Source organism: Balneolaceae bacterium (genome assembly GCA_034521495.1).
GTDB lineage: Bacteria > Bacteroidota > Rhodothermia > Balneolales > Balneolaceae > Rhodohalobacter.
This window is the reverse complement of sequence record JAXHMK010000004.1, coordinates 268,396-290,965: the sequence shown is the minus strand read 5'-3', so window position 1 is coordinate 290,965 and position 22,570 is coordinate 268,396. Positions and strand designations below refer to the sequence as shown.

The window sequence follows — 22,570 nt, the reverse complement described above, 5'->3', positions numbered from 1 at the left end:
GGTCGATTTCACGGTCAAAACGGTTTATCCATGGAGCTACTTTATCATACTCTACACGCTGTTCAGTACCACTGCTTAAGAGGCTGGATATGGCAGGGCGTAATATTTTTCGTTGGACATCATAGGTGAAGAGATTCGTCCTTTTGCTCGTTTAGCTAATATCTCTCTTTCGTAGAAGATTTGCTGAAAAGAGAGGCAGTAACTTTTGGTGGAATGGGGATAATTCTACGGTGAAGTCCATCTGTTTTTCCCTGACCTCTTACTAAGGCTTTGCAAATCAGAAAGGCTCCATCTTTTTCATCATGCTGAAATTCAAGTGCGATGGGAGTAGCATACTCTTCGCCAAGTAAAAGTTGTTGAATTAACTCATAGGTAAAACCTGATTCTCCAAGAGTTAACGCTTTTACTCCTTTTTTTTCTATAGGTGTCCACGGATCTTCAGTTCTTCCATTTAGATCATCCGATGTTGAAACACGTCCTGCTTTCGTATTTGTCCGAAGACATAAGATTTGATCGTTATTTTTTGTAAGGCGAATTCGCCGACAAATTTCGATAAAAAAGGGATCACATTCCTCTAAAGGAATTCCACTTGTTTTCTTCCCATCCAGGAGGGAGCCAAAGCAAAGTTTGCCCATTTGAAGTATATAAATTCAATAACCCTGATCTGTTTTTCAACAACACTGTTACATCTCTCAAAAATCGTTTTCCCCAACTTTTTTCAGGACTTAATCCAACTAATGGGCGGTTCCCAAAACCACCATTCATTCTTACAATGCCGTAATTCCCTCTTCCCAAAAAGCCTTCCATGGTCTGCAATGTTAATAGTGCAAATAACCAATGTTCAGGATCGGGTCTAAGAATCCGGTTTCCCTTCAAATCATGATTTTTCGATGTCACCAGCATATCCAACTCATCCGGTGTTTGAATATCTGAACTGTAACCGGCCTCCTTCAAAGAACCTTCCGGGATTGGCGGCTGCATAAATGCAGGCTGGGAATCATCTCTACCACTAGGTGCCAGGCGGCTTCACTGCCGTCAGCAAGGCTTATCAGTAGCATCTTTCCATATTCTCTGGCTGGTTTGGTATCTCTCCGCTATTTTCACGAGCAACGGCCATGCTTGCCAGTTGGACCAAAAAACTGTACCAGGCCTGCTGCTGGTGCGGTTGCAATGCTTCAAAACTTACAATAGAATCATCCAGAAGCCCACAGAAGATTTCGGGCAAGATTGGTTGTTGACGTTTCTCCATTTCGATAACGGGCAGTGATAACCGAACCATCTAAAAGTGAATAGTGCATATCTGAACTCATAATAGCGGTTTTTTAAAAGTGTTAAGATTCCAAATCCAGTCCGAAGCGGTCGTACCGAAAGTTTTTTCCGTAATAGGAAAATTTAAATCCTCCTTCAAACGGTTGAATGGCGTCTTCCTCAAGTTCGGTCTCTTCAGGAACCACGCTTAACTGCCACTCATTAATTTTCAATTCACTGACTTTCTCCCCGAATGGCCCATCGATATTTTTCGGTAGAGAAATTCTATAGTCGTCTCTTCCAAGCCGTGTTTTTACTTGCTTTAGATCCTCTGCAAATCCCGACTCACCAAACGGTTTGTTGAAGTCGATTCCCACCAGTCCGGGCAGTTGTTTGTCGGCAAATTCCTGTCCTGCTATATGTTCCTGATGCTGAACCCATTTTCCTTCAAACTCTTTCAACCAATGACCGGAGGATGAGTTGGATGTGTGGCTCGTTCCACCAGTTCACGATTGTGTTCCGGAATATTCCAGTATTCCATATTTTCATCTTCCAGCACCTGCCAGGTGGCTTCAATCGTCCGCAAGTCTTGATAAACGGTGCCCAATCCATGTTTTCCTTTTGAGCCTTTTCCATTATGATCAATGGATTCGGTCAAATCGCCGATCTCCCGGAGTCAGAATTACACATCTGGCCGTTTCAAATCCTTCAGGACGGTCTCGCTCGTGACGATGCGAGCCTGCCCAATTCGTTGCAGCAATACATCCATCGGACATAGATCGGTAATTAAAATATCCGCGTCGATATCCAGGCTCTGTTCAACCGTTTGAGTGGCCACGGCTAATAACAGAATGTTTGTCTCAGTTTTCTTTCCAAAGGTTTTTTCAATTTCATGATCCAGGCGTTTTCTGTCATCCGGGGCAAACCGCGAGTGATGGGGTGCGGCAATGTTGTTTACTTTGAAACAAGTGAGTCGGATTCTGTTCCTAATTTATCCTCCAGCGCTTTTTGAGTTTTCACACAGTCCTTCACAAGGTTTCGAATAATGAGTACTCTGGCTCCGGCTTTTGCTTGCTCAATCGCAATCGTTGCAATTTCATCTTCTGAAGCTGCAAAACCCTTCGTCTCTATTTTCACTTTCTTCTGCTTCCCGGAGGAGGATGCGTGATATTCTTCGGGATTTTTTCTTGTGGAATCGACATGCGTGAGAAGCGGATAAGAAATATTTTTAGCTTCATCCGGTGCAGGAACTTTATTTCGTTTTTTTGTAGTCAGGTGAATCCGTGAGGCTGTACCGAGGGTGGCTGACATTAAAAGTGCATGTCCACCCGCAGCCAGGTGATAATCCAAAACTCGATCCAATAATTTGGTCATATATGCATCGGAAGAATGCACCTCATCTACTACAAGAAAATGTCGAAGCAGTGCTGCGGCCCGCATATGCGCATGGTTTACCTGCAATGTGGAAAGAAATACCTGATCAATAGTACCCACCACGATTGCACCTGCCAAATATCTTTTGGGATGTTCTGCCGCCCACCCTCTTTCGCGAAGAAGATCGCGTTTATCTTCCGGCCATAAGAACTTTAAAATCTGGCAGAGCCTGTGCTTCTTCTGCATCTGCTTTAATATATCCTGAAACGGCTTGTACTACCGGTGGCCTTGTCTTTTCAACCGGAAATGCATTCCGTGTTGCTTCAACCACCCGTTCATAAAGTTGAGTGGCCGCACTCCGCGTAGGGACTGCAAAATACATTCCGTCAACTAATCCTTCCTGGTACAAACGGACAAATCGCGCAATCGCTGCCTCCGTTTTTCCGGACCCTGTATCCGATTCCAGAATTGAAAGACTGCCACTCTTATGTATCGGTAGATCAAGACACTGTTGTTGAATGTCGAACGGTTTAAAATCTGCTATTCGGTTAAACTGAATTGGATCTGCCTCAAGCTGTTTTCTCGGTTTTTGAGGATCAAGCGCCAGTTTCTCTATTGCATATTCTGCGTTTTTACGAGCTGTATCTATGTAATGATCTTCAGTTTCAGAAAACTTGAAAAACTTTGGATCTGAACCCAGCCAATCAGCCAAAGTCAAGCAGTCCGTTGAAAGTATGCTGAAAAACCGGATCTGCAGGAAATGGCTCGAATATTCTCTTTAAAAGCATTTGGGAACCAGATGCTGAACGGCCTCTCCAATTCCTTTAAACCTTTCTAGGATTTCTGCCATCGGTTTCTTTCCATAAGGTAGCTTTAAAATGATGTTGAATAGGAACCGGTCGCCCGTGATGGCCCCACGTAGCAAGCAAAAAATGAATGGCGGGAATTTGATCAGGAAACCATTGCAAGACCTTATCAATACCAAGGGGAATCAAAAACATTTCTTGGTATTTGAGATCCGCATCAAGCAACTCAACAATTGGGGAAACATGTCCGGCCTTCGGTTGTTTGGATTTGTACATTTTATTCTGAAAACCGTGATTAACCTTACCGGCATCATGGATAGCTGCAAGAACCGAAAGACGAGCGACATGCGCATCGGATAATTTTTCCCAGCCAATGAGTGACGCTATACGTTGGTTTAAAATGGTCCGGGTAAAAAGTGATTCCGTTACAGCGGCCACATCTGCTGAATGAGCTATTAATGAATGCCATTCCAGGATTTCACCCTCTTCATTTTGATTAAGTTTTGCCCAAAAACTGGTTGGTTCTCCTTTCATAGCTATTTCTCCTATTTAAAAACTTGACCATTTGAGTTTTTTCAGTCCGGCTTCTCCTACGGTTGAGATGCCCACCTTTTCTATCAATTTCCAGAAAAGCGCTCTTGTTGCTTCAGCATCTGTGATTGCAGTGTGCAATTCACCACTTATCTTGATGTCAAATTCCTTCAACAGACTTCCTAATTGATAGCAATTCCTGTCGGGAAGTATTTTTCGGGCAAGACTGAGAGTGTCTATAAATCGAATATCCGGTCCTGCAAGTCCAAGTCTGTCAGACTCATAAGAAATAAACCAAAAATCAAAAGAGAGGTTATGGCCTATAACCACTCCATTTTTCAGGTGTTTTAAAGTTTCATACAATTGTTTAGTGAATGCATCATTATTGTGTTTTGCTTCTGCCATCCAATTAAACAAACAATTGTTTCGATCAATTATAGCAATCTCAGTTACTTTTGCACCTCTATCTGGCCTTAAACCAGTTGTTTCAATATCAAAGAAGATGAGATTTGCCAGCTCAACAGATTTTGATCCGCCGGGTTTGTTTAGCCTGATTTCTTGAATAAAATATGAATTTGCTTTCATTAGGTATGGGCTTCATAAATCATTTTCTGATAGCTTAAACTCAACCATTTATAAAGAACTCTTGATAGTTGGTTTCGAAAATAGAATTGTCTCTGTATTTGGCCTCATTCTTGAATTCAGGCTCATAAATAGTACCCTCTGCTTATGTAGTTATTAAGTCGAAATACTAAAATTTCAATACAGATGCAAAATAGGCAGGCTGAGTGACAGGTTGTGTCATCCCGAAAACTAAATACACTGTGATAGGAAGGCAGAAATTATATCTTTTTTTGGAAAGGCCGCTCTTATCCAGAACTGTCTCATATATAGAAGGCTTTTCAAAACCGTGGTTATCGGTCAATCTGAACTCGATTCAGATTCTCCATTCGTCTTTATAGCCTTTATCTGGAGATCCTGAATCAAGTTCAGGATGACGGTCAGAGTTTTGCAAAGCCTTCATATATTTTATGCTTCTCGTGAATAATCCGGTTAGATCGGCCTTGAATAGTTGGCGGAAAAAAGGACGAACAGATTGAACCGCTGAGAAGAATCCGTTTCATACCGGCGAGAAACGGAATTAAAGGGCTATAAGCGAGATGGACCATTGAAAGGATTCCACGGTGAACTCGTGTCCGCCGTCAACTATTGCACAGCCTTGATTTTTTCGTTCTTTTGTATCAAGGACAAAAGAATAAAAGTATGTGCAACAAGGTTACATCATAAAAATGGGGTAAGTCCTCCTGAATCATCCTGTTCAATAGTATATACACCCAGCATTATGCCGATATTCCAATTTTTTCGAAGAAAATGGCTGCTGTACCAATCGTTTCCCGAATCGTGGCAAGAGATACTGTACACAGAAGTTCCCTATTACAGTCAGCTTCCGGATAACCTGAAACAGACGCTTCGCAACCACCTGGTAATTTTTATGGATGAAAAATTGTTTGAAGGGTGCAATGGACTGGAGATGACAGAAAAGAAAAAAGTGATTATTTCTGCGTATGCCTGTGTTCTTCTTTTGGGGGAGCCGGCCGGATACTATTCTGATTTGCAATCCATTCTTGTTTACCCGGATGATTATATGGCACCTGTCCGGGAGGAAAGGGAGGGTGGCGTCATCAGTGAAGGGACACAAGCGCGGAAGGGAGAATCCTGGGATTTGGGAAGTATTGTGCTTTCCTGGGATGATATCCGCGAAAATATTAAAAACCAATCTTCAGTCCACAATTTGATCTTTCATGAGTTTGCCCATCAATTGGACCATCAGTATGGACTTACGGCTGGCATCGGTGAATATGGTGAAATTTTTCGGGACGATGAGTGGACGCGAATCCTGGCTCACGTTTACAAAACATTGCAATACAAAGAGCGGCGGAGAATAAATTCTGTGCTGGATTTCTATGGCGCAACAGATCCTGCCGAACTGTTTTCAGTAGCCACTGAATCCTTTTTTCTGCATCCTCATCAACTCCGGGAGGAATTTCCGAAGCTTTACGATGTTTTAAAATCGTTTTATAATATTGATCCGGGATCGTTTATGCCCACGTAACCCGGCTCGCCGGAACCGGAGAATCTTTGGATTAAGTTCATAATGTCGGTTAATGGAAGATGAGATTGTTGACAACTAATAGATTACTATAAGTATATATAAATATATAAAGTAATCAAGATTACTTATTTGCATCTGATAGCGGATATAGCTATTCTATGGGCAGTAATCATTAGTAAAAAATTAATCGTATGAAACTTTCAAAAGACAAAGCTTTCGGAGTTGATAGCTGAAAATCTACACAGGCAAAAAAGGAATCTAAGCGTACGACATTTAAGCTGAGTACTGAGAGTATTCAGGCTATAAATTGGATGACTGAAACGTTCAATTTTACAGCAAAAGAAGTGTTCGATTTAATTACTACTGAGAACGAGCTTTCTAAAGCTACTATCAAATCTTTAAAAGATCATAATCATCCTGATCATAAAGAACAGAAAAGGAAAACATTTGTGATCAGCAAACGGGCACTGAGTATTTTAAATAAAACCTCTAATAATTATAAAGTATCAAGAGATTTATTGGTTGAGAGGACTAATTCTGATATACAAAATATTTATGGAAGAATTGCTCGAGAAGGAGGAAGAACAAGAAAAAGAAGCTCTTGAAATTATTAAAAAATTTTGGCATCGTTGAGTCTGAAAAAGTACAGAGTAAATTGTCTAAGCTGCTTAATGATGGCAATCCAATACTCTCCAGATTTGGTATGATAACGGTAATTATTGAAAATCTTTACAGTGCAAATTGATTCAGAAATATCAAACGGAACGCCTGTTGATTGCCAGAGGATATCAGCCAACAATCTTAAAACGAAAAAACCATTGAACCTACAAGAATTACAAAGAGACAATTCATTCGACCGTACAAAAAAGCAGATTATAAAACTCAGGAAAAGATTGAATAGAGAGCTTCACAAAGTCTCTTGCCAAAAATAAAGGTGAGAAGAGAAGGAAAAATGCCTTTTTCAAAGCAGTCGAAGATGGAAATTCCCCTGCGGTTGAAAATATTTTCAAAGAAGAGAATCATATCGACGTGAATATACAAGATGGGCTTGGAAATACGGCCGTTAATGCTATGCCGTATTAAATGGTGATACCACAGATTGCAAAAATGTTATTGGATAAAGAAGGCCTGATCCATTAAATTGAAAACAAGAAAGGCAAAAACAGCTTAGATGCTGTCAGAGTTCTCGAAAAAAAAAGAATGAAATGAGAACTTTAATATCCAAAATATTTTTAAACCTATTCCAAAATATAATGATATCAGAGAATGGATAGTTGAAACTGCATTTTATATTTATGAGTTCATTTATCCACTGCTCGGGTATATCTGTTTATCTGCAATCTTCGTGTTCTTATCCCTCTTGGTCCTTCCCGATAAAACCCGTGGCTTTTCTGCGATTCCTGATTTATAATTTCTTGCGTATTTGGTTTTGCGGTTTGGATTTATTCAGCGGGAATAGCTTTTGCATTATTAGGTTGGTTTTGGTTAATAGTAGGTTTACTGTTAGCTGGGCTCGGAGTTGTTCTCGTGGCTTTTTTTGGTACTCTTTTTCAAGGATATTTTGGACTTGCATTTGGAATAGCTGTATCTGCGATTTTTGTCATAGTGATTAGATATATCGCAAACTATTTAGCTGAAAAGGATGATGCCCCAAAAAGAACAGGTTTTTAATAAAATGGCTGCACAGGTTTGTGGAGACTTTTCAGGAATAGAAAAAACGGTTAGAAAAAAACTTATTTCTGGCGAATTTGGCTTAATCACAATTGATGGGCGGGATGGCTCTGGAAAATCTACTTTAGCAATTTCGTTGGCAAATGCACTTGACGCAGAACATTTAGAGATAGACCAGTATGTAAATGAAAATAAAGATGGCTATTCAAAACACATTCGGTTTAATGATCTGTACAAAGATTATGAGAGTTCATGTCGAGATTATAGTATTGTAATACTTGAAGGGATTTGTATTATGAATATAATTTCTAAGATCGGTGTTGAGCCTGATATTTCTATATACATCAAGCGAATAAAAGATAATTTTTGGTTTGATGGTCTCATGCTATTCAATCCAGATAAAGATGCTGATCAACATATTGCCGATAGGAGACTATCAGATAATAGTTTACAATCAGAAATCATCCGCTATCATTATCGCTATATGCCACATGAAACTTCAGATATTGTATTCGAGCGATTCATTTAAATCCATTTTACTTGATTTTGTTATTTGTACTGATATGAGATAATTAAATACGCAGATACGATCATTATCGAAAAGAGTGCCGCCAAAATTCATCCCCCTACCCGACTATCGCGAATACCCCCCCGACGAAATGAAAAAACGGGCATCTGAATTCTACCAAGATATCAAACGGCGCCGGACTGTTCGCGATTTTTCGGATCGATCCGTTCCTGTCGAGGTTATCAAAGATGCCATTAAAGCGGCGGGTACAGCACCAAATGGGGCCAACCTGCAACCGTGGCATTTTGTGGTGGTGTCTGATCCCAAAGTAAAAAAGAAAATCAGGATTGAAGCCGAGAAGGCAGAAAAAGAGTTTTATAACGAGAAAGCACCCAATGAATGGCTGGAAGTGTTGGAACCTCTCGGTACGGATGAACATAAACCGTACCTGGAAACTGCCCCTTATCTCATTGTGATCTTTTCTAAAAATTATGAGGTGACCGAAAGCGGAGAGAAAATTCAGCACTATTATGTAAAAGAGTCGGTGGGAATTGCCACCGGAATGCTGATAACTGCGCTTCACCACTCGGGTCTGGTTACTCTGACTCACACCCCAAATCCCATGAAATTTTTGAATGATATTTTGGATCGTCCTTCAAACGAACGTGCTTATTTGATTTTGGTAACCGGCTACCCGGCTGAGGATGCAAAAGTTCCCGACATCACAAAAAAACCACTCAAAGAAATCGCTACGTTTTTATGATAAATCAACCCAAAGAGTTCAAATCGGTTCAGAAATGCAAGCAACCTTTCATGTGGATTCTCATAATCGGTGTTTCTGCTCTCATCTGGTATTTAACCTATCAGCAGTTTATCCTGGATAATCCGGTTGGCAGTAATTCCGCTCCCGATTCAGTAATGATTATTATTTGGATTGTTATTGGCATTGGATTCCCTCTTGCACTTTTTAGCATGAAACTGATCATTAAGATAGATTCGGAAAATTTTTACTATCGGCTGTTTCCGCTGCATCTCAGAATGCACTCGTACCGGTTAGCTGATATCGAATCAATGGAGACGGTTACTTATCGCCCCATTTTAGATTTTGGCGGATGGGGAATTCGATGGGGACGAAAAGGCAAGGGGTATATCATCAGTGGAAAGAAAGGAGTGAAAGTTTATTTAAGAGCAGGCCGACCGGTGTACTTTTCCTCAGATGAACCTGAGGAGGTTGTAAGAGCTTATAAAAAGTTCTCCCGGGATCGTAAAGTTCTTTAGCCACTAAAGCACAAAATCACGAAAGAAGTGTATTAGGTGTAGTGTAGCCCTTTCTTCTAAAATATCTTCAGAGCACCTTTCTTTCTAAAGTCTATTCAAAAAAAATTTTTTGATTTTATGTTTTAGTGGCAATTCAACACTGATGATACCACCAGCACGAGACACCCCTCTGAGTTTTTCAAGAACGGTTGAAAAACTCTGTCTCCCTGAAAGGGAGAATACCACTCCAAATTCCTCAAAAAATATTCCTGTAAGTTGAGTACAGTAACTTGCCATTAATAGTATTATCAATCATTTTCGGGTAGAGAAAAATTTTTGATAACTAAAACATATTAGAACGAAACGGGAGGCTTATTTTGTCCAATCACGAACTTGCAGGTAAACCGGCACCGCACACAATTCTTGAGAATATACCACGACTGATTACATCGTACTACAGCCGAATTCCGGATAGTAGTAACTCTAAACACGCTGTCTCCTTTGGAACATCGGGTCACCGGGGGTCGGCCAATGATTCTACCTTTAACGAAAATCATATTTTAGCTATCAGCCAGGCCGTTGCTGATTTTAGAAATAAGAAAGGCATTAACGGCCCACTCTTCCTGGGAATGGATACCCACGCACTTTCTGAACCGGCTATGGTTTCCGCCATTGAAGTTTTGGCGGCAAACGGTATTGAAATCCGATATCAGGATGGTTTTGGATACACGCCGACACCTGCCGTTTCGCATGCAATTTTAACCTGGAATCGAAATAAATCTGATTCCCGGCATAAGGCTGACGGTATAGTCATTACCCCTTCTCACAACCCCCCATCTGACGGAGGATTCAAATACAATGCTACCCACGGGGGCCCGGCAGGAACAGAAATTACAAATGAAATTCAAAACGCGGCGAACCGGTATTTAAAAACCGGGTTAAAGGGAGTGCGCCGAATTCCGCTTAAAAAAGCGCTCGAAAAAAGTACGACCCAAATTCATGATTATGTTCAACCTTATACTGATGATCTTAAAAATGTAGTCGATTTAGAGGTTATTGCAGAATCAGGATTGAGAATCGGTGCCGATCCCATGGGAGGTTCGGGAATTGCATATTGGGAGCCGATTGCTGAGAAATACGGCTTGAATATTGAGGTCGTAAATCCGCGGGTAGATCCGACTTTCAGTTTTATGACGGTGGATAAAGACGGAAAAATTCGCATGGATTGTTCCTCACCCTACGCCATGGCCAGCCTGATTGATCTGAAGGACAAATACGACATCGCTTTCGGAAACGATACCGATTTCGACCGCCACGGAATTGTCACTAAAACCGGCTTGATGAATCCGAATCACTATCTCTCGGTGGCCATCAATTACCTGTTTCAAAACCGGCCGGGCTGGAGTGATGAAGCTGCGGTTGGGAAAACGCTTGTATCCAGCAGTATGATTGACCGTGTGGCGAAATCGATCAACAAAAAGCTGGCTGAAGTACCTGTTGGTTTTAAGTGGTTTGTGGATGGACTAAAAGACGGATCTTATGGATTTGGCGGCGAAGAGAGTGCCGGCGCATCCTTCTTAAGAAAAGATGGAACCGTTTGGTCCACCGACAAGGACGGAATTATTTTGTGTCTTCTTTCTGCTGAAATAACAGCGAAAACCGGCAAAAGCCCGGATGAGCACTATAAAGATCTGGAAGACCGGTTTGGAAGCCCGGTGTACGAACGGTTGGATGCACCCGCAACTATCGAGGAAAAATCGATTCTGAAAGATCTCTCCCCTGACCAGGTTCAGGCGAATGAACTGGCCGGAGAACCCATTCAGAAGAAGATCACCCGAGCACCCGGAAATGATGCGCCTATCGGCGGGCTGAAAGTTGAAACCGAAAATGGCTGGTTTGCGGCTCGCCCGTCTGGCACGGAAGATATCTACAAAATTTACACGGAGAGCTTTAAAGGAACCGATCACCTCAAACAGATCCAGGAAGAGGCGAAGGCAATTGTGGATTCGGTGTTAGGAAAATAGTTTTTTGGGATAATTTTATTTAATACTCGTTCCGAAGCTCCTGCTTCGGAACGCCCAATAGAAGCTCCGCTTCTGATGGGTTGTGAACCTGAAGCAGAGCATCGCTCTTAAGATTCCGAGTGGAACCTTTGGAATCAATCAAGCGCCTGTTCATTTGATAGCGGATATTAGATACAGAAATATGTTGGCTTTATGAAGAAAGAAATAACTGTTATTGGTGCGGGTGTACAAGGGTGCTGCATTGCCCTGGAACTGGCAAATCGGGGATACTCCGTTGATTTGTTAGATCAGGACTCGGTGCCGTTCAACCGATCAAGTTTTCGAAATGAGGGAAAGGTTCATTTGGGGTTGGTGTATGTAAATGATCCTGAATTTGAAACACCGAAACTTATGCTTAAAGCATCTCTACGATTTGCTCCTTACATGTCGAGGTGGATTGGAAAAGAAGCAAAAGATCTCAATATTGGCACGCCATTCTACTACTCTGGTATCAAACCAGTCTTTTTTGGATACCGAACAGCTTGAAGAACGCTATCATCAACTGGAGGAATTGTACAGGGAGAGAGCAGAAAAAGAATCGTTGCACTATTTAGGAAGAACACCGGATTGCTTGGTTCACAGATGTTCTGAAGAGACCCTTGCGGAACACTTTAACACTGATCACCTACAAGGTGGATTTAGCACCAGTGAGTTGGCCATAGATACATTTATACTCGCTAAACATGTTCGAAAAGCTATATATAATCATTCAAATATTACTTTTTTGGGAGGCCGCAAAATTCAGGCAATCTCAAAAAACGGGAACGGTTATGTGATTGAGGGGGAACATCAAAAAAGAACATGGAAAAAAAAGTCGCTACAGGTTGTAAATGCTACATGGACCTCTAAATATCGATTAGATGAAACGTTAGGAATATCGCCGCCGAAGGAAATTTTACATCGGCTTAAATACAGGGTCATTGCTGATATTCCTGAAGAGATGAATAACTGTCCCTCTGCAACTATGGTGATTGGCAAATTTGGTGATGTTGTTATTAGGCCGGATAACACCGCCTATATATCTTGGTATCCGGATGCGTGCCGTGGTTGGTCGAGCAGTATTGAACCGCCGGAATCGTGGAATGAGCCAAGCCGGGGAGATGTGCCGAAGAAGGATTTTGATGAAATATCAGAAAAATTGATTGGTGAAACAGAAAAATGGTACCCGGCCATTAGAAATTGCACTCCTAAAATTGTAGATGCAGGCATTATTGTTGCACATGGAAGAACAGACGTTGATAATAAAAACAGCCGGCTCCATGAACGATCAAACATTGGTGTTACATCGTACGACGGCTACCATTCCGTAGAAACCGGAAAACTAACAACTGCGCCTATGTTTGCAATGGATACTGCAGATCATGTTGAAAATGTGTATCAACAACTTTAATAATGGGTATGAACTCCTCACATCCTAAAGTTATCGCCTGCCTGCCTTCCTATAATGCAGAGAAGTTTATCACAAAAACGCTTCTTTGCCTGCAAAAGCCAAAACTATCCTAATTTTGACAGTTTTAATTTCAGATGACTGCTCAAATGACAATACAGTGTCAGGTTATTCAATCTTTTATTCAATGAAGACGAGAGATTTTATCTGATTCGGCAGAAATGAAAACTTAGGTTGGGTCGAAAACATTAATTTTCTGATGGAAAAGGCGGTTGAGATGGGAAAGTATCGTATTTCATTATGCCGCATGACGACCAGATTGTACCTGCATATATTGAGAAACTGCAACAGCCGCTCTTGAAAAAAATCCTTCAACGCAGCCACAGCATTCGGCGACATGAAGCTGACATATGTAGCAGAAAGAACGAGAGATGATCAGGTATGATGAAGTTAACGGGGTGAAAGACAGGATTGAAAGAACCAAAAGCTTACTACGGTTAAAAGGCAGATGGACAACGGCATATCGAGGAATTTCAAGGTCGGATCAGCAGTCAAAAAAATTATTCCATTCGAAGGAAAAATGTAGGCAGGCAGACGAGACTTTATCCTTGGACTGGATTTGGCTGGTTAAATTATCTCTGTGAAGGAGAGTTTATTACAGTTCCCGAAACTCTATACTCAAAACATCTGTCAGGAAACCAGTGCTTCTTGCAATGAAACATGGCAACTGGATATTGCAACACTATAATTATTGCTCAGTATGTTTGGATTTTCAGTTAGGCTTCAATCAATTGTGTCCTTTTTCGTTGCGATACAATGTTCATTAAGCGGAACAAATTATTGTATCAAGTGCAATAAATATTATACAATCTGAACCGCTTATCGCGAAACGACAATGATAATATTGGCCAGACTCGGATTGTCCGAATCTCCGCTGTCTTCGAACTGAACTTGAAAGAGCTTCTCTCTAGGTTCCAAAAAGGACCTTCAGAACAAGTCAGTAAGTTTTGCAATCAACTACGCCCTCATCTTATCAATTACTTCCATATTTTTGATGGAATCCTCCAGCGAAACGGGAACGGGGCCGTCTTCTAAAATACTTTTCGCAAATGCCTCAGCCTGAAGTGTAAAATGGTCAACAGGGGCAAACTCCTCAATGGTTTCCTCATCGTCGATTACAACCTGTAGTCGTTGGGTTTTTGTAAAGTCGGGGTTAAACGGCCAATCCATTTCGATTTTTCCTTTGGTACCAAACACTTTTACATACTGATCTTTAAAGCATTGAGTAGCACATGTAAAAACAGATGTTCCGTTTTCAAAGCGCAGTAATCCGGATGCCAATCGGTCGGTTTTAAATTCGGGATCGTACTCCAGTTCGCCATGAACACTAAGTGGCTCGCTGTCAAACAGAAGACGGGCCAGTGAGATCGAATAACACCCGATATCCATCAATCCCCCGCCTCCCATTTCGGCACTATTGCGATAGTTTTCAGGATCATCATTGTAATAGGAGAAGAAGGAGTGAACCGCTTTAAGTTCTCCGATGGCACCCGAGTGGACCAGCTCAGCTGTTCGCTTCCACCGGGGATGCTGACGATACATAAAGGCTTCAGAAATTTTTTGATCCGGATATTCTTTGGAGACAGCCAACAATGTTCGTGCCTCCTCAGCGTCCATTCCAATAGGTTTTTCGCAGAGTACATGCTTACCAGCTTCAAGAGATTTAATTGACCACGGCACATGCAGATGATTGGGAAGGGGTATATAGACCGCATCGATATCGGGATCTTCAAGAAGATCTTCGTACGATCCATACGCTTTGGGAATGGAAAGTTCATCGGCTGTAGATTTTGCTCTTTTCAAATTTCGGGATGCGATTCCTGCAACTTCGCAACGTTCGGCTTGCTGCATCGCCGGGATCACTTTTTGAACGCCAATTTTTGCGGTACTGATAACTCCAATTCGAATTTTTTTCATAATCTCTTTTTTTAAACAATTTGGTTGAAAGGTTCTTCCACTTTTTAATAAGGAAATTGACTATCTATAAAAGGATAAGAGATTTCAGATCAACATTCAGGAATGCTTTACAAGAACTCCGCTCCCAACCTATATTGGCAAAAAATAATAATTGCTGCCCATGCCCATAAAAATCACCAAAAAAGAACAGGATCATAAAACCAAGCCAGCAAAATGGCGCTCTGTGTTTGGCGGATTGATCTGCCTGAGTTTATCCATCATTGGGTTTTGGGTCGCCGTAAATGGAGAGGATATCCAGGGTGGAATTCCCTTTATCGCGGAGGCTACGAACCAGGTGATTGGCAGAGTTATGTTCGGATTCGGGGCAGTGATAACGGGATGGTTGGCGGTTTTGGCGTTTCGGGAGTTATTTATGGGGCGTTGTGATTAGTTATTGTAGACGAAATAAAGTAATCTGAAATCTATGAAAGATTAGTGAATGAACCTGGATTGTGTTTCGTAAAGTAATCGAATTTGTTGACTTTGCTCAACGCTCCGTCATCAGTCTCTTCTCAGGGAGAGAATTATTCTACAACCTCAATCAACCCTTTCTCCTCAAGCTCGGGCAGAAACTCAATTAACTCCTTGCGGCATTCATCTACGGTGATGTCAAACTCTGTGGTGAGAACCTCCGCGAGTTCGTCAACCGTTTTTTTCGTTTCAAGGTGATTCCAAACCGCAGTACCGACGTTGTTCAGCCCGTAGTATTGGCCGGCTTCTGCATCAAACATCACCAGTTCATCCTCAATGGATGAGACCAGTGCTTTGTTGGTTCGAATGATTGTTGTATCCCGATTCATGAATAGATTACTTAAAGCTCATCTGTTTATTTGCTGAATAATACTGATCACAAACGTAACTGCCAAGCAGGTTTATTTAGTTGATGGGATTTCTCTTACCCATATCTATCCAGGAAATATCCATACATCAGACCGGATAACAAACGAGTGGAATGTTGATAGCTTTCTGAATAGGATAAATCCGGAGATAAATTTTCCAAAGATTTGTAAAGGGAGGAAATATCAAGATACTCCTGAACAGCTGGGATGTCTGATATAGAATCGATCTCGGATTTCAGTTCCTCTTTATAATCCAGCAACCGCAGGCCAATATCCGCTGCCTGACGGCCTTTGTATTTGTAGTTTAAAACCTCATCAGGGACAATATCTTTCAGTGCATTTTTGATTAGGAGACGTTGCCTTCCTTCTTTTGCGTGAAGCTCATCCGGAATCCCAAAGCAAAACTTTAATAATCGGAGATCAGCCGTTGGATCAAGAATATCCATAGTATGATTAGCTCCGTCTCGATGCCAGGTTGCGCAGACGATAGGAGCATTTACATCCATAATTTGAACTCTGCTCTTGCCGGGACTTTCCAGTGTGTGTTTATATTCGGTCAATAATGATCCACGGATCGCAGTGTTTAAACTCATGCGTTCGGCAAAATCTGGATTTATGGGAGCAGCAGGGCTCCAAAGAGGTTTATTTGGGTTTGCAATCTGCTTCAACGTTTTTTTGACAGGTGATAAAAGCTGCCATAAAAAAAGGTACTTTAGAACCTTGTACCAGCTTACACCGTAGTTTGCTTTAAAACTTTTCACTGAAGTAATTCCCGTTTTCCAATGGCCTTCTAAAAAATGGTACAAAATTTGGTTTCGGCTGCCATTCCAGGAGATACCGCCATTCCCCATCTGACCGGTCAGCAAAACCTGTATTCCATCTTCGCTGGCTTCCTGAAGGATCTCTTCAATCCAAAATGCATTCCCCGTTGTAAGCACGGTTTCCCCGTATTCATACACAATTTTCTTCAAAACCTGATGCGGAGCGGAGCTCTGACCGTCAACCGGTATATGCTTGATATTGGGATATAAACGAGTGTGGCTGTGTGCAATCGGCCATTCATCAACCACACTTTCCCGCATACCTTCTACATTTTTGTAGAGGGGTACTGAGGTGTAGGCAGAAAGCGATCTGTTTTCTTCGCCAAGAAGTTTTGCGGCAAAGGCAGTTACAGCACCGGAATCAAAACCGGAACTTAAGGTGGTTCCTACATTTCTATATCCCTCGATTCGGGTTTGAACAGCCCGGCTCATCACTTTTCGAAATTGTTCATAATACTCCTCATCAGAATTGAAACGAACAGAGGGTATTTCATCAAACGACCAATAACGCTCCACAGAGAGATTTTGGGAGTCGGCTGACAATTGATGAGAGGGTAAAAGCTGCCGTATTTCTTTCCATTTAGTATGATCGGCCGTTTCAGGTTGAGGAAACCGGGCCATGTCGCAGGCAAGTTTCCATTCGTCCAGTTCATTTGAAACACCCTCGAGGGCAAGCAGTGCATGAGGCGTAGGTGCAAATGCAACAAACGAACGATTTCGCGTGTAATAAACGGCCGTATTCCCGATGTGATCGCGGGCAAGAGTCAATTGTTTTTTTCTTGAGTCGAAAGCGGCAAATGCCCAGTCGCCCATCAATGTCTGAGGAGCATTTTATCCATTTTGAAGATATTGTTCCAGAATCAGTTCTGAATCGTGCTTTGGTTTGATTTTTTGATGTAAGGACCGTTCAATCAATTCTTCTCTGGTTATCAAGACGTGCGGTAAGCGGTAAACAGGATGAGATCTGATTTTTGATATGAAATCGGGGGCAGCATGATGTTGATCTACATCCCGCAAAGCCTGGACAGCAATACCAAAACCAGCCGAATCGGTAATAATGGTTTTGAAACCATCGGGAGCCCATAGATCGAGTGCTTCCTTCATTTTTTGAATGTTCTGTTCGATATGCGATGTCGGTAAATCATCAAAAGAACAGAACCCAAAGATTGCACTCATAAAATCTCCATCGTTGACTTACGTATAACTCGAAACCACAGTAAACTGATCGGAGACATCTCCACCCAGAATGGTTTGATTGCCCACGTCCAGCCAGGCGTGTGCTTCAAGCGATGAACCATCTTCTGCTTTTCGAACTCCGAGATAGAGAGTGCTTTCGATCCCCCTTTTTCGTAACAAAATTTTTGCAACGACAGCTTGAACCAGGCATTTTGACTCCCACGGCACAACCTGGCTGACATGCCTTATCTTGTCTGCAAGGTTGAAAGTTTCCGGTTTGCTATCGGCTTGCAGAGGTATCGTATTCAGTTCCCCAAGTTTTTTGGAAAGTTTCTTAAAAGAAAAGCTCAAAATGAAAAAACGATACCAGGCAACGTATGCACTGATTTTTATGAGATGAAATTTCTCATAAATTGGTTTTTTGATAAAGATTTTTAGAGCTTCCCATTTCATACAGGGAATTTATTGAGCAATGAGATAAAAGCAAACAAAACCCAACAGAGCACCTCAATATAAAAAGGCCGGCCAATAACTTTATTAACTTCGTGGAGGAGGATTGATATCTCCTTCCCCAAAGCCATCTCCGTCATCATCACCCTGTTCGCCAAATTTTGTATCAGAAATATCAAGTTCTATGATTGTCGGAGATTCCCATTTTTTAATGTCTTCTGTAGATGTTTTTTGTACGCCCATAAGAAATAGAATTAAGTTAGATAATTAGCCAAGTTTATTTTTCTTTACCGCAAGAAAGATTAGTTAAAAAAGGGCGGTTTTACAAGAGAATTTCATTTTTTTACTCTTTATAAATTTTTTGTCTTGCTGAAAAGGTTTTTATCGATAGGCTTTTCTCCCTTCACCAAATCAAACTCCATACCAATGGTTTCGTCCGATTCAAAAACCCTTGCCAAAACCGCAGCTACATCCTCCCGCGGAATTTCACCACGTTCTAAATTCTTACCGATAGAAACCTTTCCGGTACCCGGTTCATCCGTCAGCCGTCCCGGTTTTACGATAGTGTAATCCAGGCCGCTCTTTCGAAGGGCTTTGTCGGCTTCTGCTTTTGCTTTCTGATAGACTTTAAACACTTCACTTCCGCGGGGTTCGTCGAGTCCCATCGCGCTGATGATGAGATATCGGTCAATGCCGTTTTTGTGGCAGGCTTCCATCAGTTTGATGGCGCCATCACGATCTACCGTCCATTTTCGGGCTGCGCCACTTCCCGGCCCTGCTCCTGCGGCAAAAAGAACAGCATCTACGTTTCCCACTGCTTCCGAAATGTCATCCAGTTTTTCGATATCTGCAACAACAGGTTCAACCCCGAGTTCACGCAGATCATCTGCCTGTTCCTCTTTTCGGATGATTCCTCTGACTGAATGCCCTGCTTCAATTAACATTGGGTGCAGTAACATGGCAATACTTCCGTGTGCGCCAACAATTGTAATCTTCATGTTTATAATCTGATCGGTTTATTTAAAAATGACTGAATTTTAATTTGGATTGATTTGTCCGCGTATTTCTCCCCGCCGGTGATCGTAGGAGGCTACAATCATATAGAGCATCCCGTTATTGAACGCCTCCCGCGTGGCATCGCTCAGCGGAAATTTATTCTTTTCCGGGTCGAATGTTCCGCTCCTGTAATTTTCTGAGAGATCCGGCTGAAGTTTGTAGATAGGATTTCCGGTTTCGCCTTTTTTGCCAAAATGGATGTTGCTCGAAAAATACCTGTTTAGTAAATCAGAAAATTCTCCTTTCACGTAAAGTGAGTCAGACTCAATCCATACCTCGGCTGTTCCCGTAGCTGGTGTATGAACATTGGGTACTCTTTCAACACCATTTAAAAGAACAGTAGCTTTATTGCTTTGGCCCATAGCTATTACAGATATGAGGGCAAAACATGTTAGCAGTAAAAGCTTTTTTGACTTCATAATCATCCATTTATATTACATAACAATAGGAACTTGGAAATAATTTTAACCGCTCTGTAATTGTAACGATTTCTGAATCTTAAATAGTTTTTACCAGATATTCGCGGGTGGTACCCGAATATGTACATTATTGATAATAAAAATGTACTTTAATCAAAAACAAGTTGAAAATGAGACAAAAGCCATGAAAAAAATCGGTTCTTTTTTACTTTTTTTATTGCTCTTTTTGATAGCTGTAAATATGGGTTTCAGCCAGGATTACGAGCTCAACTACGATGAATCGAAAGTCCCTGATTATACTCTGCCGTCTATCCTGGAAACTGAAAACGGTGATCGGGTTACAACGGTTCGCGATTGGAGAAATATCCGGCGCCCTGAAATTATAGCTCTTTACGAGGAGTTGGTATATGGACAGATTCCCGATCATTTTGATGCGATCGAATTTGATCTGATTAATGAAGATCCAACAGCTATAAACGGAACCGCCACGCTGAAAGAGGTGGATATTACGGTTCGCAGGAATAGTAACAGCATCACAATCCGCTTGAATCTCTTTCTTCCAAAAGCTGCAGAAAGACCGGCTCCCGCTTTTCTTTTGATCAATCACCGCCCGGTTGAAAATATCGATCCAACTCGTGAAGTACAGATGGATTTCTGGCCGGTTGAGCGGGTGATTCCAAAAGGCTATGCGATGGCGGCGTTTCACGTTGGAGATGTAGCCGACGATGACAAGGAAACATGGCACCACGATATCGTGGATCAACTCTACCCGGAGCAGCTCAATCAGCCGGACGGCATGAAAGCGCTCGGTGCCTGGGGATGGGGTGCTATGCGTATCATGGATTATTTTGAGAGAGATCCTGCGATCAATGAAGATCAGGTGGTTCTAATCGGACATTCAAGAGGCGGAAAGTCTGCGCTGTGGACGGCAGCTAACGATGAGCGATTTGCAATAGTGGTATCAAATGAGTCGGGTTGCGGCGGTGCGGCTCTTTATAAGCGTGAATTCAGTGAAACTATTAAGCTTTTGAATGATGTACGACCGCACTGGTTTTGCGATAACCTTGAGCAATACAACAATCGCGAAGCAGACCTACCGGTGGATCAACATATGCTGATCTCTACAATAGCTCCCCGCCCGGTCTATGTAGGAAGCGCGGAAGAAGATCCGGGAGCCGATCCCAAAGGCGAGTTCTTAGCACTGAAACACGCTTCGGATCTGTATGAAAAAATCTATCAGCTTCCGGTGAATGTACCGGATGAGATGCCACCCGTAAATCAGCCGATCATCGAATCGTATACCGGGTATCATATTCGCAGCGGCGAGCACGACCTTTCACTCTATGATTGGGATCAATACATAAAATTTGCTGACTATCACTTTAGCAGGGATTAAAAATGGTTTTGAAAACCCCATCAGACGGTTGGGTTTACCGTCCGATGGGTATCTTAAGAATTAATACGTTTGATCCCTCATTCAGCGATCGGGCGATCGATATTTGTCAGTGGTGTGCCTTGTGGCCAGGCTCTCTAACGATCCACTCACAATAAATAAATTTTTAATTTTTGACTCTTATCTTTTGGGTTGATACCCAAATCTTAAAACTATTGTACGATTATGATTTCACTATTCAGATGGTTCTCATCTTTGATGGTGTTGTTTCTACTCGGAGCTACAGCCTCTCACAGCCAGTTTCTGGAAACGTTTGATGGCGAACCGAAATCGGAATGGGTCACATTTACGGGTGATGGCGAAGCTGTAAGTTCGCTGGAGTGGCACGATGGTTTTGCCCGGTTTGTAGTGGATGCCACAAATGACAAACACAATATATGGTGGGCCATCATGCGAACACTGTCAGCAGATATTTCGGATTATGAAGAACTTGCGAAGCCAGGTTATGAACTGAAAATGGAAGCCAGGGTAAGATCAAGCCACGCTCCTCGGCGGCTAAACATGCAACTGCGGACACAGCGTACAACTGATAATTACGCTCATTTAATGGAATTCGATATTCCGCATTCTGATAAATGGCACACCATCAGTATGACGACCCGCCAATTTGATGTAAAACCGGGAGATCAAATTAACGCCCATATAGCGCTTATGGATTGGGGGCCGCTTGTGTATACCCTGGACGTTGATTACGTGAGAGTAGATATTGTGAATGTCTCGGACACAACACCCGATAAGGGTGAGCAGGTACCATATCCGCCACCAGTTCCGCAGCCAGAGGAGTTTGCCTATTCAGTGCCAGCCCTTGAAACCGGAATGATTGATGCCGAGTACCCCGAAGTTAACTTTAGAAGCTGGGCAGATGGAGGCACACCAATTCTGTCCGTTGATAATTCTAAAATTATTCTCTTGCGATGGAATTTAAATAGATACCGGAACAGAACTGCTGAGGGCTATGGAATGCTGGAGCTCGTGCCTTACTCTTTTTCGTATACCGAGGAAACCGCCCTGCCTGAACTCAACCGGATTCGACTTGTTGAAATTTTGAGTGGAGATGAAAGCTGGATTCGCGAAGAAGTAACTTATCACTCATTCACAATGAATGAACCGATAGAACAGGTGCTCAACACCCAGATGATTATTGATATTGACATACCTTTACAAGAAGACACCCCGCGTTATATTCACATCCCCAGGCCTGTGATACAGCGAATGCTCAACGGCAGAACCAAAGGTATTGCCCTTTACCCGCTTGGGCCTCTGCATGCTTCTTTTTACCCCGGCAGCAGTATGGGAAATCCCTTTCGCCCCAGGTTATATTTTAACCTGTCCGAGTAAAATATTTAGTAATGTTGATCTGCGACTGACAGTCTCTAATTCTG

General features: G+C 42.1%; 27 protein-coding genes. 11 read left to right on the top strand and 16 right to left on the bottom strand.

The features are described 5' to 3' along the window. Window positions 1-155 precede the first annotated feature (155 nt). The 8 genes from U5K72_02210 to U5K72_02175 form a co-directional block, all read right to left on the bottom strand. A complete protein-coding gene (locus U5K72_02210) occupies window positions 156-635 on the bottom strand; it encodes a hypothetical protein (protein MDZ7717618.1) in 480 nt (159 codons plus the stop codon). Further along, the gene (locus U5K72_02205; GenBank protein MDZ7717617.1) at window positions 565-981 is read right to left on the bottom strand and encodes a hypothetical protein; all 417 of its coding nucleotides are present in this window, start codon (window positions 979-981) and stop codon (window positions 565-567) included. The genes U5K72_02210 and U5K72_02205 overlap by 71 nt, the downstream gene beginning before the upstream one ends. Window positions 982-1,331: 350 nt before the next feature. Further along, complete coding sequence (locus tag U5K72_02200) at window positions 1,332-1,709, bottom strand: hypothetical protein (GenBank protein ID MDZ7717616.1); 378 nt, start codon at window positions 1,707-1,709, stop codon at window positions 1,332-1,334. Next, a complete protein-coding gene (locus U5K72_02195) occupies window positions 1,706-1,906 on the bottom strand; it encodes a hypothetical protein (protein ID MDZ7717615.1) in 201 nt (66 codons plus the stop codon). The genes U5K72_02200 and U5K72_02195 overlap by 4 nt, the downstream gene beginning before the upstream one ends. A gap of 296 nt (window positions 1,907-2,202) precedes the next feature. Beyond that, entirely contained in the window at window positions 2,203-2,868 is a 666-nt protein-coding gene (locus U5K72_02190; protein ID MDZ7717614.1) for a hypothetical protein, read from the bottom strand. After that, entirely contained in the window at window positions 2,813-3,334 is a 522-nt protein-coding gene (locus U5K72_02185) for a hypothetical protein (protein MDZ7717613.1), read from the bottom strand. Before U5K72_02185 ends, U5K72_02190 begins: the two co-directional genes overlap by 56 nt. A gap of 112 nt (window positions 3,335-3,446) precedes the next feature. Then, window positions 3,447-3,962, bottom strand: coding sequence for a CRISPR-associated endonuclease Cas3'' (locus tag U5K72_02180; GenBank protein MDZ7717612.1), 516 nt, complete (start codon window positions 3,960-3,962; stop codon window positions 3,447-3,449). A 15-nt stretch (window positions 3,963-3,977) separates the two neighbouring features. Continuing rightward, window positions 3,978-4,544: a 3'-5' exonuclease gene (locus tag U5K72_02175; GenBank protein ID MDZ7717611.1), complete on the bottom strand. Its 567-nt coding sequence runs from the start codon at window positions 4,542-4,544 to the stop codon at window positions 3,978-3,980. Between the two features lie 757 nt (window positions 4,545-5,301). On the opposite strand from U5K72_02175, the gene U5K72_02170 reads away from it, so the two are divergent. From U5K72_02170 to U5K72_02135, 8 genes are all read left to right on the top strand, one after another. Then, window positions 5,302-6,072, top strand: coding sequence for a M90 family metallopeptidase (locus tag U5K72_02170; GenBank protein ID MDZ7717610.1), 771 nt, complete (start codon window positions 5,302-5,304; stop codon window positions 6,070-6,072). Between the two features lie 311 nt (window positions 6,073-6,383). Then, the gene (locus tag U5K72_02165; GenBank protein MDZ7717609.1) at window positions 6,384-6,677 is read left to right on the top strand and encodes a hypothetical protein; all 294 of its coding nucleotides are present in this window, start codon (window positions 6,384-6,386) and stop codon (window positions 6,675-6,677) included. Between the two features lie 1,037 nt (window positions 6,678-7,714). Then, window positions 7,715-8,272 (top strand): hypothetical protein, encoded by a 558-nt coding sequence (locus tag U5K72_02160; protein ID MDZ7717608.1) that lies wholly within the window; start codon window positions 7,715-7,717, stop codon window positions 8,270-8,272. A 130-nt stretch (window positions 8,273-8,402) separates the two neighbouring features. Next, on the top strand, window positions 8,403-9,014 hold the full coding sequence (locus tag U5K72_02155; GenBank protein MDZ7717607.1) for a nitroreductase family protein: 612 nt from the start codon (window positions 8,403-8,405) through the stop codon (window positions 9,012-9,014). After that, window positions 9,011-9,529 (top strand): DUF6141 family protein, encoded by a 519-nt coding sequence (locus U5K72_02150; protein ID MDZ7717606.1) that lies wholly within the window; start codon window positions 9,011-9,013, stop codon window positions 9,527-9,529. Before U5K72_02155 ends, U5K72_02150 begins: the two co-directional genes overlap by 4 nt. A gap of 356 nt (window positions 9,530-9,885) precedes the next feature. After that, entirely contained in the window at window positions 9,886-11,532 is a 1,647-nt protein-coding gene (gene pgm / locus U5K72_02145; protein MDZ7717605.1) for a phosphoglucomutase (alpha-D-glucose-1,6-bisphosphate-dependent), read from the top strand. 192 nt (window positions 11,533-11,724) lie between these two features. Beyond that, complete coding sequence (locus U5K72_02140; protein ID MDZ7717604.1) at window positions 11,725-12,057, top strand: FAD-dependent oxidoreductase; 333 nt, start codon at window positions 11,725-11,727, stop codon at window positions 12,055-12,057. Continuing rightward, window positions 12,038-12,961, top strand: coding sequence for a hypothetical protein (locus U5K72_02135; protein ID MDZ7717603.1), 924 nt, complete (start codon window positions 12,038-12,040; stop codon window positions 12,959-12,961). The genes U5K72_02140 and U5K72_02135 overlap by 20 nt, the downstream gene beginning before the upstream one ends. 1,014 nt (window positions 12,962-13,975) lie before the next feature. Here U5K72_02135 and U5K72_02130 read toward each other — a convergent pair. Next, window positions 13,976-14,935 (bottom strand): Gfo/Idh/MocA family oxidoreductase, encoded by a 960-nt coding sequence (locus U5K72_02130; protein MDZ7717602.1) that lies wholly within the window; start codon window positions 14,933-14,935, stop codon window positions 13,976-13,978. Between the two features lie 160 nt (window positions 14,936-15,095). On the opposite strand from U5K72_02130, the gene U5K72_02125 reads away from it, so the two are divergent. Next, complete coding sequence (locus U5K72_02125) at window positions 15,096-15,365, top strand: hypothetical protein (GenBank protein MDZ7717601.1); 270 nt, start codon at window positions 15,096-15,098, stop codon at window positions 15,363-15,365. Window positions 15,366-15,498: 133 nt separating this feature from the next. Here U5K72_02125 and U5K72_02120 read toward each other — a convergent pair whose 3' ends face one another. From U5K72_02120 to U5K72_02090, 7 genes are all read right to left on the bottom strand, one after another. Next, the gene (locus U5K72_02120) at window positions 15,499-15,774 is read right to left on the bottom strand and encodes a PqqD family protein (GenBank protein MDZ7717600.1); all 276 of its coding nucleotides are present in this window, start codon (window positions 15,772-15,774) and stop codon (window positions 15,499-15,501) included. A gap of 95 nt (window positions 15,775-15,869) precedes the next feature. Further along, window positions 15,870-17,447 carry an asparagine synthase-related protein gene (locus U5K72_02115; GenBank protein MDZ7717599.1) on the bottom strand — a complete coding sequence of 526 codons (1,578 nt, stop codon included), beginning with the start codon at window positions 17,445-17,447 and terminating at the stop codon, window positions 15,870-15,872. Between the two features lie 18 nt (window positions 17,448-17,465). Next, window positions 17,466-17,810 carry a hypothetical protein gene (locus U5K72_02110; GenBank protein ID MDZ7717598.1) on the bottom strand — a complete coding sequence of 115 codons (345 nt, stop codon included), beginning with the start codon at window positions 17,808-17,810 and terminating at the stop codon, window positions 17,466-17,468. Between the two features lie 18 nt (window positions 17,811-17,828). Then, a complete protein-coding gene (locus U5K72_02105; GenBank protein MDZ7717597.1) occupies window positions 17,829-18,263 on the bottom strand; it encodes a lasso peptide biosynthesis B2 protein in 435 nt (144 codons plus the stop codon). Window positions 18,264-18,347: 84 nt separating this feature from the next. Then, a complete protein-coding gene (locus U5K72_02100; GenBank protein MDZ7717596.1) occupies window positions 18,348-18,503 on the bottom strand; it encodes a hypothetical protein in 156 nt (51 codons plus the stop codon). Window positions 18,504-18,610: 107 nt separating this feature from the next. Then, window positions 18,611-19,258, bottom strand: a complete 648-nt coding sequence (locus U5K72_02095) for an SDR family oxidoreductase (protein MDZ7717595.1) — start codon at window positions 19,256-19,258, stop codon at window positions 18,611-18,613. A gap of 39 nt (window positions 19,259-19,297) precedes the next feature. After that, window positions 19,298-19,735, bottom strand: a complete 438-nt coding sequence (locus U5K72_02090; protein ID MDZ7717594.1) for a CHRD domain-containing protein — start codon at window positions 19,733-19,735, stop codon at window positions 19,298-19,300. 184 nt (window positions 19,736-19,919) lie between these two features. Here U5K72_02090 and U5K72_02085 point away from each other — a divergent pair, with 184 nt between their 5' ends. Together U5K72_02085 and U5K72_02080 are read left to right on the top strand one after the other, a co-directional pair. Beyond that, the gene (locus tag U5K72_02085; protein ID MDZ7717593.1) at window positions 19,920-21,131 is read left to right on the top strand and encodes a hypothetical protein; all 1,212 of its coding nucleotides are present in this window, start codon (window positions 19,920-19,922) and stop codon (window positions 21,129-21,131) included. 222 nt (window positions 21,132-21,353) lie between these two features. After that, the gene (locus U5K72_02080) at window positions 21,354-22,526 is read left to right on the top strand and encodes a hypothetical protein (protein MDZ7717592.1); all 1,173 of its coding nucleotides are present in this window, start codon (window positions 21,354-21,356) and stop codon (window positions 22,524-22,526) included. Window positions 22,527-22,570: the final 44 nt, after the last annotated feature.

Excerpts from the sequence above, each read along its gene's own strand:
- U5K72_02105 (MDZ7717597.1), bottom strand. The coding sequence starts at position 18,263 with ATGAAATGGGAAGCTCTAAAAATCTTTATCAAAAAACCAATTTATGAG.
- U5K72_02130 (MDZ7717602.1), bottom strand. The coding sequence starts at position 14,935 with ATGAAAAAAATTCGAATTGGAGTTATCAGTACCGCAAAAATTGGCGTT.
- U5K72_02210 (MDZ7717618.1), bottom strand. The coding sequence starts at position 635 with ATGGGCAAACTTTGCTTTGGCTCCCTCCTGGATGGGAAGAAAACAAGT.
- U5K72_02165 (MDZ7717609.1), top strand. The coding sequence starts at position 6,384 with ATGACTGAAACGTTCAATTTTACAGCAAAAGAAGTGTTCGATTTAATT.
- U5K72_02100 (MDZ7717596.1), bottom strand. The coding sequence starts at position 18,503 with ATGGGCGTACAAAAAACATCTACAGAAGACATTAAAAAATGGGAATCT.
- U5K72_02125 (MDZ7717601.1), top strand. The coding sequence starts at position 15,096 with ATGCCCATAAAAATCACCAAAAAAGAACAGGATCATAAAACCAAGCCA.
- U5K72_02115 (MDZ7717599.1), bottom strand. The coding sequence starts at position 17,447 with ATGGGCGACTGGGCATTTGCCGCTTTCGACTCAAGAAAAAAACAATTG.
- U5K72_02140 (MDZ7717604.1), top strand. The coding sequence starts at position 11,725 with ATGAAGAAAGAAATAACTGTTATTGGTGCGGGTGTACAAGGGTGCTGC.
- U5K72_02155 (MDZ7717607.1), top strand. The coding sequence starts at position 8,403 with ATGAAAAAACGGGCATCTGAATTCTACCAAGATATCAAACGGCGCCGG.
- U5K72_02180 (MDZ7717612.1), bottom strand. The coding sequence starts at position 3,962 with ATGAAAGGAGAACCAACCAGTTTTTGGGCAAAACTTAATCAAAATGAA.
- U5K72_02170 (MDZ7717610.1), top strand. The coding sequence starts at position 5,302 with ATGCCGATATTCCAATTTTTTCGAAGAAAATGGCTGCTGTACCAATCG.
- U5K72_02080 (MDZ7717592.1), top strand. The coding sequence starts at position 21,354 with ATGATTTCACTATTCAGATGGTTCTCATCTTTGATGGTGTTGTTTCTA.
- U5K72_02205 (MDZ7717617.1), bottom strand. The coding sequence starts at position 981 with ATGCAGCCGCCAATCCCGGAAGGTTCTTTGAAGGAGGCCGGTTACAGT.
- U5K72_02085 (MDZ7717593.1), top strand. The coding sequence starts at position 19,920 with ATGAAAAAAATCGGTTCTTTTTTACTTTTTTTATTGCTCTTTTTGATA.
- U5K72_02175 (MDZ7717611.1), bottom strand. The coding sequence starts at position 4,544 with ATGAAAGCAAATTCATATTTTATTCAAGAAATCAGGCTAAACAAACCC.
- U5K72_02190 (MDZ7717614.1), bottom strand. The coding sequence starts at position 2,868 with ATGCAGAAGAAGCACAGGCTCTGCCAGATTTTAAAGTTCTTATGGCCG.
- U5K72_02120 (MDZ7717600.1), bottom strand. The coding sequence starts at position 15,774 with ATGAATCGGGATACAACAATCATTCGAACCAACAAAGCACTGGTCTCA.
- U5K72_02160 (MDZ7717608.1), top strand. The coding sequence starts at position 7,715 with ATGATGCCCCAAAAAGAACAGGTTTTTAATAAAATGGCTGCACAGGTT.
- U5K72_02095 (MDZ7717595.1), bottom strand. The coding sequence starts at position 19,258 with ATGAAGATTACAATTGTTGGCGCACACGGAAGTATTGCCATGTTACTG.
- U5K72_02090 (MDZ7717594.1), bottom strand. The coding sequence starts at position 19,735 with ATGAAGTCAAAAAAGCTTTTACTGCTAACATGTTTTGCCCTCATATCT.
- U5K72_02150 (MDZ7717606.1), top strand. The coding sequence starts at position 9,011 with ATGATAAATCAACCCAAAGAGTTCAAATCGGTTCAGAAATGCAAGCAA.
- U5K72_02110 (MDZ7717598.1), bottom strand. The coding sequence starts at position 17,810 with ATGAGTGCAATCTTTGGGTTCTGTTCTTTTGATGATTTACCGACATCG.